This window comes from Planococcus circulans, assembly GCF_020023385.1.
In the GTDB taxonomy this organism is placed as follows: Bacteria; Bacillota; Bacilli; order Bacillales_A; family Planococcaceae; genus Planococcus.
Genome location: NZ_JAIQCL010000001.1, coordinates 847642 through 864836, shown reverse-complemented (window position 1 = coordinate 864836; position 17195 = coordinate 847642). Strand labels below are relative to the sequence as shown.

The window sequence follows — 17195 nt, the reverse complement described above, 5'->3', positions numbered from 1 at the left end:
TCATCACCCTTTCTTTTTGCGTTTGATCAATCCGATAAAGCGCCGGAATCCAGCTGGGTGCATAAATCGCAGCAATACACCGTAAACGATAACGCCAACTGGGACAAGGACGGCAAGTTGGACAAGTGCGGGCCATTCCGTAGCTGAAAAGGCCGTTTTCACTCCCCAAACCGCAAATCCCATCGCGGCAGCAGGAACGATGACGCGAACCGCCATCGATAAAAAACGTTTGAATTCCTGCATGCCCAAATCCTTGTACACCACGATCGTCGATAAGGTGAAATAGTAAACGGAGACGACGGATGCAGCAAAGGCCAAAGCCAAGTAGCCATAATCATCCACCAGGAACCAGTTCAACAGGAAGTTCAATGCGACGGTGGTGACAGAGATACGGAACACGACAGCGGTTTTTCCGCGCGCATACATCGATTTCGACAGCATTAGCTGCATGCCTTGGAAAATGATGATCGGCAAGTAGAACAGCAAGGCCATATAAGTATAGTCTGCATCTTGGGCCGTAAAGGCGCCGCCTTCATAGATAAAGGAAATGAGGGCGTCTCCGATCACCAGCAAGCCGACGGAAATCGGCACAAGCGTCACGAACGAAATTTCCATGCCCAAGAACAAGGTATCCTTAAATTTCGCTTGATCCGTTGCCTGTTCCGACATCAACGTGAAAATGATGGCGGCTAAAGTGGCTGCGTAAATCGCGTTGGGAATACTGATGATCAAGGAAGCGTTATTCAAATAAGTGACAGCGGCTTCGATGGTTCCCGAAGCGAAGGCTTTGTTGACGAATAAATTCACTTGCCCGACCACAGAGTTCAAGAGGGAAGGGATGATCAGGATGATGAAGGCTTTCCGGAAATCAGATTCCATCTTCAACGTCGGTTCCCATTTGTAATTAGATTTCACTAAATAATACAGCTGGATAATGGCACCGATAATGGTCCCGACCACAAACCCGTAGGCAAGTGCATAGATGCCCCAAATGTCACTGAACAGCAGGGCGAACACAGCGGACATGAACGTCGCGAGCAGTTTGGAAACAAGTGTCGGGACGAAAATGCGGCGTGATTGCAGATAGGATTCCAACAGCCCCGCAAGTGCGATAAAGGTCATGAAGATGAAGAAGACTTCAGTCATCTCGATGGCAATCAGTTCAGTTGCCGGCAGCATATTGCCGTAAATGAACGGCACAAGCCAGCCCGCAGTGGACCAGCCTACGACTGAAACACCGATAAACAGCAGCATCGTCCAATTTAAAAGGGCGTTGGCGTTGCCATCGGTGAGGTCCATCTTGTTCTGGCGCCGCTTGATGTAGAGCGGCAGGAAGACATTATTGAAGCCGGTGGCGATCATGGCCACCACTAAAGTGATAAAAGAAAAAGCCAGGAAATAAGCATCTGTTTCAGCAGAAGCCCCAAATTCACGGGCGACAATCGATTCGCGCAGCAAACCCGATAATTTCAATAAGAGGGCCAGACCCGTGGTCCAGATGGCTGCTTTTTTAAGACTGGACATGAATTCACTTCTTTCTCAACAAAAAGCGGCTGGCTCAAAATAGAGAGCCGGCCACTTTTTCTTTGGATACTCAGTTTTTTGTCAGCGCTTCTTGGTAAATCTTTTCGTATTTTTCGGCAGCTGCAAAATGGGAATACTGCTCGATGATTTTTGTGCGTGCTGCTTTGGCCAGCTTTGCGCCTTCTTCAGGGTTTGCCAATAAATAGATCATGGCATCTGACAGCTGTTCGACATTTTTCTCTTCAACTAAGAGGCCGTCTTTGTTGTGGTCGACGATTTCCTTCAGTCCGCCTACTGCACAGGCGATCAGCGGAATGCCTGATCCCATAGCTTCCAGAGCGGAAATGGATGTCGCTTCTTCAACGCCGGCAGAATAGATGGAAGGAACCAGTGCAATGTCGCTTAATGCGTAATACTGGATCATGTCCTTATGATCCACGGCTCCAAGCATAGTGACATTCTTGTCGATGCCCAGCTCTTTTGCTTTTGCCTTCATCTGATCCATCATTTCGCCGGTTCCCGCAAATACCAGCCGGGCATTCGGGTATTTCTCCAATACTGGAGGGAAGGAGAGGATCGGATAGATGACGCCGTTTTTCTTCGTCAATCGGCGGGGGATGAAGAAAATCAATTCATCCTGTGCGATGCCGTATTTATTGCGGAATTCTTCGCGGCGTTCAAGTTCCGGTTTGAAATCCTCCACATCGATGAAGTTTTTGATCATCGACGCTTCGACGCCGGCTTCGCGCTTGATGTATTCTTTGATGCGCGTATCGACGGTAATGACGGCGCGCGTTTTTTTGTACATGCTGTTTTCCACATCCAGCAGTTTCTGCGCATGCTTACTGCCTTCAGCTACGGAGCCTTTGGAAATGCCTTCGTAAGTCAAATAGCCGTGGGTCGTTGTGACCGTCGGCAAACCGACATTAAGTGAAGCGCGTGTCGCGAATACATCCTGGCCATTGATGATGTCGAAGGATTTGTATTTGTCGTCCTTCAAAATCTGTTCCAGGAATTCCTGGCGGCGATTCAAGGTCCAAACATAGCCGGCTCCAAGCGAAGCTTTATTTAATAAGAACGAAGGGCCGCGGGCTATAAAGTCACGGCGCCATTTCGGCACGTCGGAAAAAGAAAGGGTTTCGACTGTATGCCCTAAGTTTTCAAGGCCCGTCTTCAACGTCGTCATATGGGTAGAAAGTCCACCAAGATGGGGGTAATCGTAAGTTGTTGCCAATAGAATTTTCATTTTACAGTTCCTTCCTGAAAAGCTTATTTCACAAAATTTTCCTGCAACAATTCGATATTGCGCATCGCTTCAGCGTGAAGCTTCGCTACGTTCGGTTTCATAACCTGCTGCGCCTGTGCTTTGTTGTCCAATAGGTATAACGCGTTGGCCAATAGTTTAGTTTCATCGATCTCCCCTAAACGGAAAGAATAATCCCACATGCCCGAACGTTTCAGGAAGCTTTCCACTTTCTTGTCGTAGCTGAACCCGAGATGGGGCACATTTGACAAGGCCGAGAAAATCAGTGCGTGAAGGCGCAGGCCAACTGTCAATTCTGCATGGCGAATGAAATTCAAGAACTCATTCGGCGTGAAATCAGAACCCAGCAAATGGGTCTTGTCTGCGTGCTTCATCTTGGACATGACATCTTTTGAAGCAGGAACGTCATATTTACCTTCCATTGGAACGAAGACAGGGGTAACGCCGCGCTGTTCGATCAATTGATCCAGCAAATGGGCGGTTTTTTCAATATAATCCGGATGGCTGAACCACGGACGGACCGTAACGGCGACAATCTTCTCGTCTCCAGTCAACGGCAGGGATTGGTAAGCGCGATCTTCTTCGTCCGCTTTAAAAGCGAAGACGATGTCCGCGGTCACGACCGTTTCCGGACGGGTCACGCCGAGCTTCTTCAAGTAATCTTTCGAATACTGATCGCGTACGGTGATGAAATCTGCGCGGTTCGCAAACAGCTTCATGAGGATCTTGCCCCATGTCGATGTTACAGGGCCGATTCCTTGGGAAAAGAACATCACTTTTGTGCCGCACATTTTAGCCAGCATGACAATCAGTAAATAATAGGGAAGGGGACCAAATAAGAATTTCGTAGGGTATGTATCCTGCAGCAAGCCGCCGCCTCCGGAAATCATCAAATCCGCATCCCGCAAAGCTTTCACTTTTTCTTTGTTTTCACGTCTCCATGCCCGGTACACCGATTTGACACCATATTCTTTCGCTGTCTGGTCGGGCGATAAAGAAAATACAGTAATATCTGGGTCGGTCAATTCTGCTCTCAAATTATCAATAATCGCTTTCAGGATGGCTTCATCGCCTGTATTGCCCAATCCATAAAAGCCGGATAGTACTATTTTCACACTGTTTCCTCCTCAAACTAAAGCTCGCAAGCCTTGTCCTTGCTAAATTCTATCACTTGTTAAACAGCCTATGCAACTACTGTTAGAATCTGCTATACTAATAAAATTGAAAGCTAGTGAATAGAGGGTTCGAATGATGAAAGAAAGCTATTTAGGGGTGAATGTTTCACCTCTCTCATATGAAGGTATAATAGAAGATTTAAGAAAAAGAATTTCGAATGGCGATCAGTCCACCATCATAGCGGTGAATCCGGAAAAAGTCATCGCCGCTGAACGTGATCCGAAAGTCAAAGAGCTGATCAACTCATCAACGTACCAGATCGCTGACGGCATCGGAATCCTGCTCGCTGCAAAAATAAAAGGCGGCCAGATCACGTCACGCGTCACAGGTGTGGATATGATGGCGAAGCTTTTGGAGTTTGCCACAGATGAAGGACACCCTGTGTATTTCTACGGTGCAAAAGAAGAAGTCGTCACAAAAGCAATCAGCAGCATCGAGCAGACCCATCCGGAAATAATCATTGCAGGCTATACCAACGGCTATGAAAAAGATGAAGATGCTTTGATTGAACGCATCAACCGCAGTGGAACAAAAGTTATTTTTGTGGCACTCGGCAGCCCCAAGCAGGAATTGTGGATTCAACGCAACATGGGACGCCTCAAAAACGTCCAAGTATTCCAGGGGGTCGGCGGAAGCTTTGATGTCTTTTCAGGAACCGTCAAGCGGGCACCTGCACTTTTCCGCAAACTCGGAATCGAGTGGCTGTACCGGCTGATCTCCAGCCCATCCCGCATCAAACGGCAGATGAACTTGCCGATCTTTTTAATGAAAGTATTGCGATCACGCTAAAGGAGCTAATGTAAAAATGAAGAAGTCTATCTGTGTTGTCGGTCTGGGCTATATCGGTTTGCCGACAGCGGTTATGTTTGCCAATCACGGACATCAGGTCCATGGTGTGGATATCAATGAAAAAGCAGTTCAAATGATTGGAAATAAAGAACTTCATATAGAAGAGAACGGATTATTGGAACGTCTGGAAACAGCAATCGACAAAGGTGCAATGACAGTCGGCACCAAACCGGTGGCAGCGGATGTCTTCATCATTGCCGTTCCGTCTCCGATCAATCCGGATAAAACAGCGGAGCTTGAATATGTCCGCCAAGCGACAGCTTCCGTTGTTCCTTTTTTGAAAAAAGGAGATCTGGTTGTGCTCGAATCGACAGTTCCCCCAAAAACGGTCGAAAATGTCATGCTTCCGGAATTGATCCAATCCGGTCTGGAAATCGGAACGGAATTATTCGTTTCCCATTCACCTGAACGCGTCATTCCAGGCAAAGTTTTCGCGGAATTGGTTTCGAATGACCGCATTATCGGCGGCATTAACGAAGAATCAGCCCGCGTCACATCGGATCTGTATCGCTCGTTTGTAGAAGGTGCTATGCACGAAACCGACACGACGACTGCTGAACTTGTAAAAGTCATGGAAAACACATACAGAGATGTCAACATCGCGTTCGCCAATGAATTGGCGATGATTGCGCAAAACATCGGCGTGAACATTTGGGAAGCCATCAAATTGGCGAATTTCCACCCGCGCGTCAATATCCATACGCCAGGCCCGGGAGTCGGCGGACATTGCATCGCCGTCGATCCATGGTTCCTTGTTGAACTGGATCCCGAGAAATCAAAAATCATCCACCTGGCGCGCAAGACAAATGATGGCATGCCATCGTATACGGCTCAGCTGACTGCTAGTATCCTTGAAGCCAAAGGCATCACTAATTCGAAAATCGCCATTTTTGGCCTTGCCTTCAAGGGCAATATCGACGACATGCGCGAAAGCCCGTCACTGGAAGTGGTCGAGCAGTTCACTCACCGGAACTTTAACGTAACGGCGTACGACCCGCATATCAAAGTCAACAACATCGCCGAACAGACGCAAAATGCGGAAGAAGCTTTAAAAGACGCATCCGCTTTGGTCATTTTGACAGAACACCAAGTGTTCAAAGATCTCGATCCAACGACGTTGACATCAATGAAAAACAAAATTGTCGTCGATACCAAAAACTGTGTAGACCGCGCCAAATGGGAAGCAGCCGGTTTTGACGTATATGTACTTGGGGATTCGAAGAACTGAGATAGAGGGTGGAAGAAATCGCTCTAGGCGGACAAGACATTGGCCGAAGGGAGTTCGGACAGTGTCTTTGCGACGAAGCAGCGAAGCGATGCAGGAGCAGAGCTACTGCAAGATGCCCCTTTCGCAGGAGCCGCCGGTTTTCCGCCGCCTTCCGCTCATTCTTCTAAGAGTCATTCACATAGTAGTATATGCAAAGTATAGATTTTATAAAAACTTAAAAAAATTACGCCCGCTTCGATTTCAACAAATCACTTAGCGCCGGCGCGTCCACGGGCTGGGCGAAGCAAGAAGACAGGCGTCCTTTGCCTGGCTTTTTGCGGGAGCCTTGCCCTAAGCGTCCGAAGCGGTGGGTAAACTAAAAACTTCAACTAAACTAGGAGGCAAGCCTATGAAAAAGGTAAGGAAAGCGATTATTCCCGCTGCTGGATTAGGTACACGGTTTCTCCCTGCAACGAAAGCGATGCCAAAAGAAATGCTGCCGATTCTCGACAAGCCGACCATTCAATACATCGTGGAAGAAGCGGTCGCTTCCGGAATCGAAGACATCATCATCGTCACCGGGAAAGACAAACGTGCGATTGAAGATCATTTTGATTCTGCCCATTTGCTTGAATCCCGTCTTGCAGAATCCGAAAAGTTTGAGTTGTTGAATGCAGTTCAGTTATCGAGTAAAGTGGATATTCATTATATTCGCCAAAAATCTCCACTCGGTCTGGGCCATGCGGTATGGACGGCGCGGAAATTCATCGGCGATGAGCCGTTTGCTGTTTTGCTCGGCGACGATATCATTCAGTCGGAAGTGCCTGGCCTCGAGCAGTTGATGGGCCAATACGATAAAACACAATCATCCATCATCGGTGTCATGGAAGTGCCGGAAGAAGAAACCTATAGATATGGCATCATGGATCCATCTACAAAAGATGGCCGGCTTTATAAAGCCAATAAATTCGTTGAAAAGCCAAGAGCGGGGACAGCTCCCTCAAATTTGGCGATTATCGGCCGTTACATCTTCACGCCGGAAATCTTCGGGTTTTTGGATAATATGAAAGTCGGTGCCAATGGAGAAATCCAATTGACCGATGCCATTGAAGAGTTGAATGCTGTGCAAAGCGTTTACGGGTATGCTTTCGAAGGAAAACGTTACGATGTAGGCGAAAAGCGTGGATTTGTGGAGACAACTTTGGATTTTGCCTTGGCGCGTCCGGAGCTCCGTGAAGACTTGTTGGATTTTATGAGGTTAAAATTAGAAGAATACAAGTAAAGTTCGAAAGGAAGGCCTGTCTTTGAAAATTTTGCTCGTATCGAATATGTACCCTTCAGAGCAATTTCCAAGCTTCGGTGTTTTTGTGAAAAACACCGAAGCCATTTTAACAGCTGAAGGTTTCACTGTAGATAAAGCTGTCGTTCAGAAAACAGTCAGCAAGTCCAAAAAATTATCTGCTTATATGGGCCATTATGCCAATGTGGTCCGGAAAGGCATGACGGGCAAGTATGATGCCATCTATGTGCACTATGCTGCCCATAATGCGTTTCCACTCCTGCTCCTGAAAAAACTGAAGCCTTCTGTCCGGATTGTCACCAATGTCCATGGCAGTGACGTGGTTCCCGAAGTGGCATCCCAGGAAAAGTTCCAGCCCTATGTCAAAAAGCTATTGCAGCAATCCACTTTGATTATCACTCCTTCAAATTATTATAAACAGCTTGTCCATGAAAAATACGGCGTCACGACACCGATTGAAATCTTTCCTTCAGGTGGTGTGAACTCGTCTGTATTTTATCCGAATCCAGAGGAGCGGGAACTTCAGCTGGAACAATTAGGCTTGAATTCCGATATGCGCTATTTTGGGTATGTTGGACGGATGGACGTCGGCAAAGGGTGGGATCATCTATTAAAAGGCTTTTCCGCTTTTCTTGAACGAAATCCCGCCGAAAAAGACAAAACGCATTTAATCATGGTCGGCTCTGGAAAAGACGAAGCCGCATTTTTTAAAATGAAGTCCGATCTTGGACTCGATGACGTTGTCCATCACTTTCCATTAATGAAACATCAAGACTTAGCGGCCATCTACAACATCATTGAACTTTTCATATTCCCGACCACCCGAAAAGGCGAAAGCCTTGGATTGGTGGGTCTTGAAGCAATGGCTTGCGGAACACCGATTTTGGCGAGCCGCATCGGCGGCATCTTGGATTATGTCCAAGATGGCACCAATAGTTGGTTGTTTGAAGCCGGTGAATGGGAAGATTTGGTTAAGCAGTTGGAACTGTATAACCGATTAACAATGGAAGAAAAGCAACAAATCGCTGAAGCTGCCTATGAAACTGCACAAAATTATGATCAGGGAAAGATTCAATCGAAGCTTTCTGCTATATTTCATGAACTTGAGCTAATTAAATGAAAGAGGATTTTACTATGGACTCTAAAAAAATTCTAATACTTTTCATCGCCTTTATTGCGATTCAGCCGATCATTGATGTCTTGACGACGGCTTCCATCTTCATGGTGGAAACCAGTTTGACGGTGGGTGTCCTTTTACGGACAGCTTATATGGCATTGGCACTGGTATTTTTGCTATGGATGGCGAGAACCAGCAAAAACAGTCGGCTTTTCACTGTTTACTTGATCGGTTTGGCATTGCTGATCGGCATCAATATCGTCAGCAATCTGCAGATCAAAGATCCGTACTATCTGTTCCAGGAGCTTAAGTTCTTCAATAAGGCGATCTATTTCCATATTGTGTTGTTTGGTTTCCTGGTGGTTTATCGCCAGCTGAAAGACAAAAACTACAATATTGCCAGCCAAACAACAAAATACTTATGGATATCGGGTTTATTCATCGGAATTATCTTTATCATTGCCCAGTTGACGGGAACAAGCCTTTCCAATTACTCGCATACGAAAGTCGGTTTTACAGGATGGTTTTATGCCGGTAACGAAGTCGGGGCAATTATGGCGATCGTTTTGCCGATTATGGCTCTCTATGCCATTGAAAAAACCGATTCCTGGAAAAAATCCTGGTCATGGATTCCGTTCATCCTGCTGTCGATCGGCATGCTCGCACTTGGTACGAAGGTCGGCTATGGCGGAATCATCATCGTTTTATTATCGGTAGTATTCGGCAGTTTGATCATGCTGCTGATGAAGAAACGGTCAGCAACGATCAAAATCAATTTGCTGATTTCCACCTTCCTGACTGTCGTCTTGATTGCGATCACACCTGTAACTCCAGTATTCGGCAATATGTTTGCCCACATCGATTCGCTTGGCATCAACTTTGGGGATGCCGTCGAGCGTCCCGGAGATGAAGTATTAGTCGAAGGGGACGAAGGCTTCGAGGAGCAGCAGCAAGAAGAAGAAGATTCCGGAATCACAAGTGCGCAAGTGCAGAACCTGGTGTTCAGCTCTCGCGAAACCTATGCGCAGTTCATGAAAGAGGACTTCCAGAACTCGCCGATCCTTCAGCAATTATTCGGAATGGGCTTTGCGGGGAATTATGAAATTCCCGAACCCGGCAAGTCACCAACGATGATCGAAATGGACTTTCACGATTGGTTCTATTCGTTCGGATGGATCACTTTCATTTACATGATGATTCCATTTGTTTGGTTCACCGGTAAATTCCTGATTCACTTTGTCGTCAATATCAAAACCCATTTTACGTACTTCTATATTTTATATGGCGTTGCTTTCCTTTTAGGGATTGGAATTGCCTATACCGCAGGCCACGTCTTGACAGCTCCAGCCGTTTCCATCTATGTGGCAGCTATCCTCGCGATGCTGACGGTAAACGAAGATCTGCTCAAATCAAAATAAAATAGAATCCAGTAAATCTAGCCCCGAAAGACAGCGTTGCAATTCTGCTGCCTTTCGGGGTTTTTTTCTGTTTGGGAAGATTAAGGCCACGTAAATTCTAAAAAATGGGGAGAGTAATAATCAGTTGAATCGGCTATTACTGGAGAAGAAAATCTGGAGTACAGGAAGCAAATTCAGTGTTCAGAGATAGGGGACTAAAGACTAAGGGCGTTTTAAAAACTATTTATTTAAACAAATATAGAAAAAGTAGTATAAGTAAATTGACATGATTTTACTGGCTTAAAAGGCCAATATTTTTAGTTAAAAATATTAATAAAATAAAAAAATGATATTCTTGCTAATGGTTGAAGAAAATAAATTACTATAAAATGTAAAAAAACTTCATTTACTGTGAAATAGGATAAAAAAGGAAGTAAAATATAGGGATAATATACCATAAGTTGTTCGAAAAAATCAGAAATCGGTATTAAATGTAATTCTTCTGCATTATTTTTGTAAGTATTAGTAAATTTTTTGATATATTATTACATTAGTGGTTGATTTAACGTAATTCTTTGGTAAACTAAGTAAGAGTTTAGTTATCTGATAAAATCTTTCGTTCGACCTATAACAAGTGGGACTCTAGTATCGTTCATAAGACGTACTTAATCTACAGAAGGTGGAAACGATTAGGGAGAAGCGGGTAACTGAATTGAGTTATATGACTCAATATATTTATAGCACCACCAAACCAAGGAGGAATTATATTAATGGCTTACCAACCAAAAAATTACAAAAAATTTGTAGCAACTGCAGCAACGGCTACTTTAGTAGCATCAGCAATCGCTCCAGCGGCATTCGCAGACCAAGCTTCAACTTCAGCATTCACTGATGTGGGTGATCGTTATACAAACGCAGTTGATTACGTAGTAACTAACGGAATTGCAATCGGTATCAACGAAACACAATTCGGTGTAGGCGCTTCAATCACTCGTGGTGACGCAGCGATCATGATCGCTACTGCTGCTGGTTTAATGGACGAAACAGCTCCAGCTTCAGGTTTCTCTGACGTTCCTAAACGTGGTGCTATTGCAGTCAACTCTCTTAAAGAAGCAGGAATCATTAACGGCGTTTCAGATACTAAGTTCGGCTGGGATCAGTCAATCACTCGTGGCCAGGCAGCATTCATGCTTGCACAAGCGTATGAGTTAGAAGACGGCGACGTTTCTAAACTTAAATTCACTGATGTTGGGTCTAAGCACCGTTTCGCAACAGAAGTTGCATCATTAGTTGAAAACAAAATCACTGATGGAGAAACTCCAACTAAATTTGGAATCGAATCTTCTATCAAACGTGGAGATTTCGCAATCTTCCTTCATAGATTATATGAATTGACTCAAGTTAAAGATGAAGCAACTGTTTCATCTGTTACTGGCCTTAACACTAACCAGGTTCAAGTTAACTTCAACACAACTTTGAATGCTGATACAGATGTACTTAAAGATGCAACTGAAGTTGCTAACTACAAATTAGGCACAGCAACTCCAGCTAAAGCTGAATTGTCAGCTGACAAGCGCTCAGTCGTCTTGACTTTTGCTGCATCAGTTGAAGGAAAAGATCAAGTCCTTGTAGTTGAACCGATTGCTACTAATGCAAAAGATAAAGATGGCAACTGGGTAAACACTGAGAAGGCTTCTAAAGTATTTACTTATGCTGATACTGTTAAACCAGTAATCACTAACACTTCATACGACAACGGCAAAATCACACTTACTTTCTCTGAAGATCTAGGGACAGCTCCTACTGTAATCCGTGTAAACGGTGAGCCAGTTACTGCTTTCACAACTTCAGGCAACAAAGTAGTAATCGACAAATCATTGAACGCTAGCCAAACTGCTTCGCTTTACATTGCAGGAGCTACAGACAAATCTGCAGCTAAAAACGAAATGGTTATCTACAATGGTTCTGTAACTGCTCCATCAGCAGATATGGAAAAACCACGTGTGACTAGTGTACAAGTAGTCAACCAAAGTACTGCTAAAGTTACATTGAGCGAAGATATTGTTGAAGACAGCGTATCTGTTAAATTGCAACAGGGTGGAACGCAAACTACTGCTACTCTAGATCGCGATACTACTGACACAACTGGCAAAACTTACTTGTTGAATGTAGGGGAATTATTCCCAGCAGGTTCTACAGCAACTTCACAAACTTTCACTTTGTACGCTGAAGCTAAAGTTATGACAGATCTTGCTGGAAACAAAAACGAATTCTACAGCACTTCAGTAACGTTCGTTAAAGACGTAACTGCACCAACACTTTCTTCTACACGTGTTTCTGCTGGAAACGAGAAATTGGAATTCACTTTCAATGAAAAACTTGTAGTTGCAGGATCTGATAGCGAAATCACTATCCGTAACTCACAAGGCGTTAATTTCTCAGCAGTTGATGCAGAATCTATGTTGAAAACTGATGACGCTTCTACTTACTTAGTAGACTTCAAAGCAACTACAGCAGCATTGGATGCTGGAACGTACACAGTTACTTTCCCAGCTGGATTCTTCACTGATGCATACGGCAACAAATCTGCTGCAGTATCATCAACAATCACTGTTCCTGGAACTCCATCAGCAGTTGATAACGTGAAACCAACAGCTTCAGTAGTTACTACTAACACAAACGAATTCACTGTTTCATACAGCGAAGAAGTTGCTGCTAACGGAATCAGCCTTTCAAGCTACCGTCTAGACGGACAAGCTTTACCTGCTGGAACTGACATCTACTTCACAGATGCTGACAAAGATACAGTAGTTATCAAATTGCCTGCAGGATCAGTTAACATCGGTAATCAAACAACTGGTACTCCAGCTGTATTGACAGTATTGAACACGACTGACAAAGCAGGGAATGTAGTTGAAACATTCAACTCAGCAGTAACAATCAAAGATAATACTCCTGCTAAAATTACATCTGTACAAGTTGCCGGTAACGTTGTAGTAGTAACATTCAACGAAGCACTAACTCCGACTACAGTTGACGCTAACAACGTATTTAACGTAGATATTGCGGGTGGTACTGAAGTAGAAGAAGCAACGGCTGGTAATTTAGAAGCAGTCGCAGGAAACGCTAACCAAATTAAGTTCTCATTTGGTGAAGTTCCAAGTGGTGCAGTAAGTGCTACTGTTAAGTCTAATCAAACTGAATTGACTGACAAAAATGGCGTTTATGTAAAATAATTGAACTTCTCTTGAGTACCTTGTACTCATAAAATCAAAAGCGATGCCGGGATTGTTCCCGGTATCGCTTTTTTGATATTTGGTGCCTGGCACCCACACAATTCATTTTGTTTAAAGGAGTGACAACATGCACAAAAAGAAACGTAGTACGTCTCTTACTATCATCGCATTCCTTGCCATTGTCCTATTCTTATCAAGTGGCCAGCCCAGTCTGGCAGCGAATTTGACTGATGTGGATGAGAGCCACTGGGCTTATGGGGATGTCCAGTCGCTGATGGAGAAGAACGTTTTGAATGGCTATTCGAATGGAACGTTCAAGCCGGATGAATCCGTGACCCGTGCACAGGCGGCGAAAGTTATTTCGCTGGCAGCGGACATTAAGCCGGTGAAACCGGAGAAAGCGAGTTATCCGGATGTTGCGCCGGATTATTGGGCTTTCGAGTATATTGAAGCTTTGAAAAAAGCTGGCGTTATTCATGGGAAAGGGAATGGCATGTACGGTCCTAGTGAGGTGCTGACGCGCGGGCAAATGGCGAAGATCCTGGCGGAAAGTTTTGGCCTTGTTGGGCGCTCGACTAATTATTTCGAAGATGTAAAACCGGCAGATTGGATGTTCACCTATGTTTTAGCGCTGCGTGATAGTGGCATCACAGTGGGATATTCACAGGATAATACTTACCGGCCGGATGGGATTGTCACCAGAGCTCAAATGGCTGCATTTGCCAACCGGGCCATGGAGTGGAAGGGTGAACAGGTGCCTTCGGGTGAAATCATCGCGTTTGGCGACAGCAACACGTCGGGTTCGTATTTGCCGAAAGAGTTTTCAGCGTACCCGGACCATAACTGGCCGAAACTAGCAGGAATCACGAACGCAGGCGTCAGCGGCAATACCACAGCGAGCGCCTTGAAACGCTTTGAAACCGATGTGTTGGACCGGAACCCGTCTGCTGTAGTCATGATGTTCGGTTTGAACGATGCCTTGATCCGACCGGATACGAAGGAACCGCAAGTCAGCAAAGTCCAGTTTGAAGAGAATATTTCATATATGACCGCGCAGTTGAAGGCAAAGGATATCGAAGTCGTATGGATGACCAATTTGCCGGTCATCGAAAGCATTTATTACCAATCGCAAGCGGCACAAAATCCGGATATTCAAAAGCTGTATGCGGGTAAAGGCGGACTTCGGGCATGGGAAGACAGCTATAACGAAATTATCCGCAAAGTTGCGAAGCAGCAAAATGTCGGGCTGATCGATAATTATGCGAATGCTGTACAAAAAGCAGGAAGCGCGACAGATGCAGACCTAAAGAAGAGCGGTTTGATTGATCCCCTGCTCGGCTTCCATTGGACCCCGAGAGGTCATATGATGGTGGAGTATTCGGTAAGCCGGTATTTGGAATAGTGGGGGTGCCAGGCACCTGCGCAATTCTTATACAATTCATCAACATTAATTGCGCCCCGTACAGCTTCTTCAAAGAGCGCATGGTAGTAACTCTCTGTAAATTGGATTTCCTAATTAAAGGGAAAAGTATAGGATTTATTTTCCAAATATATAGGATTAAAAGAAAAACGCTGCTATAATATGGAAGCTACTAATAATTGGATGATGTGCAATTAGATGCCTGACTTATTAATAGCGTTAACATATTGTTGCAATAGGGAAAATTAATGAGGGGGGGACTCAAAGTGAAGAAACTTAGTTATGCACTATTGTCATTAATGGTGGCTCTTAGCTTTACGTTCAGTGCAGCACCATTACCGGCAGATGCTGCGGCAACTAAAGCGAAGACGTACGCTAACTGTAAAGAAATCAACAAAGTTTATGCAGGCGGTATTGCCCGCTCTTCAAAGGTAAAAAACAAAGGCGGGAAAACGAAGTACAAGCCATTTGTTTCTCAAGCATTGTATGATGCCAATAAAAAAAGTGACCGTGATAAAGATCTGATTGCTTGTGAACGATAAGTTCAATGTAATACCTTAACTGGAAAGGAAGCTTCGTCGAGAGAAATCTCTGCGGGGCTTTTTTGCCTGAAAAGCTGAAACGATATAGAAGGGAATTGTGTGGGTGCCAGGCACCCGCACAATTCCCACACAATTCAAAACCCCCATGAACCGGCGATCCGGTTCATGGGGGTTTGTGTTTTTGTTTACTTTTGTTTCCCGAACAACTTCTCCAGCGAATACTGTTCTCCGAAGAGCAGATCGTATTGGATCAGTTCGTATTCACGCTTAGTTGGTTCGACTTTGTCCGGTGTAACTTTGTAGAGTTCGCCGTTTGCATCGATTTTCACGTCGTTCGTGTAGCCAGGCATTTCGGCTTGAAAGTTTTCCAGCACGGAATGGTACAAAGGCTGTTCGATTCCTGCCAGGTCAAAGACGGTCGGTGCCAGGAACGAGGGGCTGATGGTTCCGAGATCCGGAACTTCAGTGCCGTAGTTATTCCAGATGGCCAGTGGCGTAGCATGCATTTTCAACTGATCCTCGAGGCTCCAGTTGATGTCTCCGGCTCCGCGTGGCACGTATTCAGCCTGCTTATAGAATTTATAATCGTTGCCGAGGCCCGGCAAATGGTCTCCAAAAAAGACGACGATGGTGGGTTCATCGGATGTTTCGTAGTAATCGATGAGGCTCTTGAACGCTGCGTCGGCATCCGCGATTCCCTGTGTGTAGGACCGCAACAATAAGTTGAAGACCGGATCCACTCCAGGCGGCGTTTGCGTTTCGACACTGAATTCAGGGTATTTATCAACATTATAGCTGGTATGGTTCTGCATGGTGATGGCATAGATGAACGTCGGATCTTCATTCGCTTCCGTCTGTTCGATGATCGTATCAGTCACCTGCTGGTCCGAAACATAGGGCCCTTTATAATCCGGATCGGTGAATCCGTCGATATCGATGAACTTTTCGAATCCGACATGCTGATAGACTTCTTCTCTGTTCCAGAACCATTTCGGATATGGGTGGATCGCAGTGGTCTGATATCCCTGATCCGCCAAATAATTAGGCATCGCCGGAATTTCATTTTTTATATACTGCTGGTACGGCACAGAACCGGGTGGCAGGAACATATTGGTGAAGCCGGTCAATGCCTCGAATTCCACATTGCTGGTGCCTCCGCCGAAAGTAGGTGCCAAAATCTGGCCGTTCTGCTGTTCTCTAACGGTCGGCATCGGGTCTTCGTTATACGATGTGCCTTCTACAGAAGTCGGATCCCAGAAAGATTCACTCATGATGAAGATGATATTCGGATCTTTTGGCGCAGTCGAGTTGGATTGCGGTTCGACTCTATTCAACCCATCAACGATATCCAGAATGTTTTCTTCATTATAGCCACTTGGCTGCAGCACAATGGCACTTTGCATGTTCAAGAGGAACGTCAGCAGGAAGCCGTTGGTTTTGTAATTACGGCTCTGGTCAAAAACTAAATTGGTGACTCCCGCATCTTCCAAAGTCGATTCCACATCCGGGATCGACCGGTAAAAGATAAAGATGCTCAAATACGCAGCACCCGCAATGACGAAGAACAGTCGCACCCATGGGTTCAAGCGGATCCAGCGCTTCGGCTTCTTGATGAATAAAAAAGCGGAAAAGGCAGAAAGGACCGCAATGATCAATCCGAAAATGACAATGACTTGCGTTAAATTGACGGTTTCATACAGGTTCGGCAATAAATTCAGCACATTATTATAAAGCATCAAATCCCAAGGATATAAAAATTCCCCTAAAAAGCTGAATTTATAAAAGCTGAAAACCGCCAATAGCACTACAATCGCGTTGGTGAGGATAAAACTGATAAAATAGCGGTTGAAAATCCCTAAAAAGACAATGAACAAACTCAAGGCAATCATGTAATTGAAGAAAAAAGCCTCTTTGTTTTCCCCGCGCCAGACAGCACGTTCCGAATAGCTTCCATTTAAATATGTTTCAATTCCATTTATAAGCAAAAAGAAGTAAAACATGGTGGCTAGCATAACCAAAACAGGTTTGTAGCTCCATTTGACTTTCATTAAAAATCACCTCAAAAAGATTTATCACATCAGGCGCATCGATCGCCAGAAAGAGACGGAAAATGTGGACTACCCTTAAGTATAGAGGAAGCATGAGATGCAAGCAAATGCAGAT

12 protein-coding genes are annotated in these 17195 nt (G+C 44.9%); 8 read left to right on the top strand and 4 right to left on the bottom strand.

Features of this window, described 5'->3' with window-relative positions; all coding sequences use genetic code 11:
• Positions 1 to 3 precede the first annotated feature (3 nt).
• The 3 genes from murJ to csaB all read right to left on the bottom strand — a co-directional run bounded on the left by murJ (position 4) and on the right by csaB (position 3903).
• Positions 4 to 1524 (bottom strand): murein biosynthesis integral membrane protein MurJ, encoded by a 1521-nt coding sequence (murJ, locus tag K8U60_RS04095; RefSeq protein WP_223634749.1) that lies wholly within the window; start codon positions 1522 to 1524, stop codon positions 4 to 6.
• A 70-nt stretch (positions 1525 to 1594) separates the two neighbouring features.
• On the bottom strand, positions 1595 to 2770 hold the full coding sequence (locus tag K8U60_RS04090) for a glycosyltransferase family 4 protein (protein WP_223634746.1): 1176 nt from the start codon (positions 2768 to 2770) through the stop codon (positions 1595 to 1597).
• A 23-nt stretch (positions 2771 to 2793) separates the two neighbouring features.
• A complete protein-coding gene (gene csaB, locus K8U60_RS04085) occupies positions 2794 to 3903 on the bottom strand; it encodes a polysaccharide pyruvyl transferase CsaB (protein WP_223634743.1) in 1110 nt (369 codons plus the stop codon).
• Positions 3904 to 4036: 133 nt separating this feature from the next.
• On the opposite strand from csaB, the gene K8U60_RS04080 reads away from it, so the two are divergent.
• The 8 genes from K8U60_RS04080 (at position 4037) to K8U60_RS04045 (ending at position 15032) form a co-directional block, all read left to right on the top strand.
• Positions 4037 to 4753, top strand: coding sequence for a WecB/TagA/CpsF family glycosyltransferase (locus K8U60_RS04080; RefSeq protein WP_223634740.1), 717 nt, complete (start codon positions 4037 to 4039; stop codon positions 4751 to 4753).
• A 16-nt stretch (positions 4754 to 4769) separates the two neighbouring features.
• A complete protein-coding gene (locus K8U60_RS04075; RefSeq protein ID WP_223634737.1) occupies positions 4770 to 6041 on the top strand; it encodes a nucleotide sugar dehydrogenase in 1272 nt (423 codons plus the stop codon).
• A gap of 388 nt (positions 6042 to 6429) precedes the next feature.
• Positions 6430 to 7302, top strand: a complete 873-nt coding sequence (galU, locus tag K8U60_RS04070) for a UTP--glucose-1-phosphate uridylyltransferase GalU (RefSeq protein ID WP_223634735.1) — start codon at positions 6430 to 6432, stop codon at positions 7300 to 7302.
• 22 nt (positions 7303 to 7324) lie between these two features.
• Positions 7325 to 8440 (top strand): glycosyltransferase family 4 protein, encoded by a 1116-nt coding sequence (locus K8U60_RS04065; RefSeq protein ID WP_223634733.1) that lies wholly within the window; start codon positions 7325 to 7327, stop codon positions 8438 to 8440.
• A 14-nt stretch (positions 8441 to 8454) separates the two neighbouring features.
• On the top strand, positions 8455 to 9855 hold the full coding sequence (locus tag K8U60_RS04060) for an O-antigen ligase family protein (protein WP_223634730.1): 1401 nt from the start codon (positions 8455 to 8457) through the stop codon (positions 9853 to 9855).
• A gap of 749 nt (positions 9856 to 10604) precedes the next feature.
• Positions 10605 to 13070 (top strand): S-layer homology domain-containing protein, encoded by a 2466-nt coding sequence (locus tag K8U60_RS04055; RefSeq protein ID WP_223634728.1) that lies wholly within the window; start codon positions 10605 to 10607, stop codon positions 13068 to 13070.
• A gap of 127 nt (positions 13071 to 13197) precedes the next feature.
• Positions 13198 to 14472, top strand: coding sequence for an S-layer homology domain-containing protein (locus tag K8U60_RS04050; RefSeq protein WP_223634726.1), 1275 nt, complete (start codon positions 13198 to 13200; stop codon positions 14470 to 14472).
• Positions 14473 to 14756: 284 nt separating this feature from the next.
• Positions 14757 to 15032 (top strand): excalibur calcium-binding domain-containing protein, encoded by a 276-nt coding sequence (locus tag K8U60_RS04045; RefSeq protein ID WP_223634725.1) that lies wholly within the window; start codon positions 14757 to 14759, stop codon positions 15030 to 15032.
• A 185-nt stretch (positions 15033 to 15217) separates the two neighbouring features.
• Here K8U60_RS04045 and K8U60_RS04040 read toward each other — a convergent pair whose 3' ends face one another.
• Entirely contained in the window at positions 15218 to 17080 is a 1863-nt protein-coding gene (locus tag K8U60_RS04040; protein ID WP_223634724.1) for an LTA synthase family protein, read from the bottom strand.
• Positions 17081 to 17195 lie beyond the last annotated feature (115 nt).

Excerpts from the sequence above, each read along its gene's own strand:
- murJ (WP_223634749.1), bottom strand. The coding sequence starts at position 1,524 with ATGTCCAGTCTTAAAAAAGCAGCCATCTGGACCACGGGTCTGGCCCTC.
- K8U60_RS04090 (WP_223634746.1), bottom strand. The coding sequence starts at position 2,770 with ATGAAAATTCTATTGGCAACAACTTACGATTACCCCCATCTTGGTGGA.
- K8U60_RS04080 (WP_223634740.1), top strand. The coding sequence starts at position 4,037 with ATGATGAAAGAAAGCTATTTAGGGGTGAATGTTTCACCTCTCTCATAT.
- K8U60_RS04075 (WP_223634737.1), top strand. The coding sequence starts at position 4,770 with ATGAAGAAGTCTATCTGTGTTGTCGGTCTGGGCTATATCGGTTTGCCG.
- galU (WP_223634735.1), top strand. The coding sequence starts at position 6,430 with ATGAAAAAGGTAAGGAAAGCGATTATTCCCGCTGCTGGATTAGGTACA.
- K8U60_RS04060 (WP_223634730.1), top strand. The coding sequence starts at position 8,455 with ATGGACTCTAAAAAAATTCTAATACTTTTCATCGCCTTTATTGCGATT.
- K8U60_RS04055 (WP_223634728.1), top strand. The coding sequence starts at position 10,605 with ATGGCTTACCAACCAAAAAATTACAAAAAATTTGTAGCAACTGCAGCA.
- K8U60_RS04050 (WP_223634726.1), top strand. The coding sequence starts at position 13,198 with ATGCACAAAAAGAAACGTAGTACGTCTCTTACTATCATCGCATTCCTT.
- K8U60_RS04040 (WP_223634724.1), bottom strand. The coding sequence starts at position 17,080 with ATGAAAGTCAAATGGAGCTACAAACCTGTTTTGGTTATGCTAGCCACC.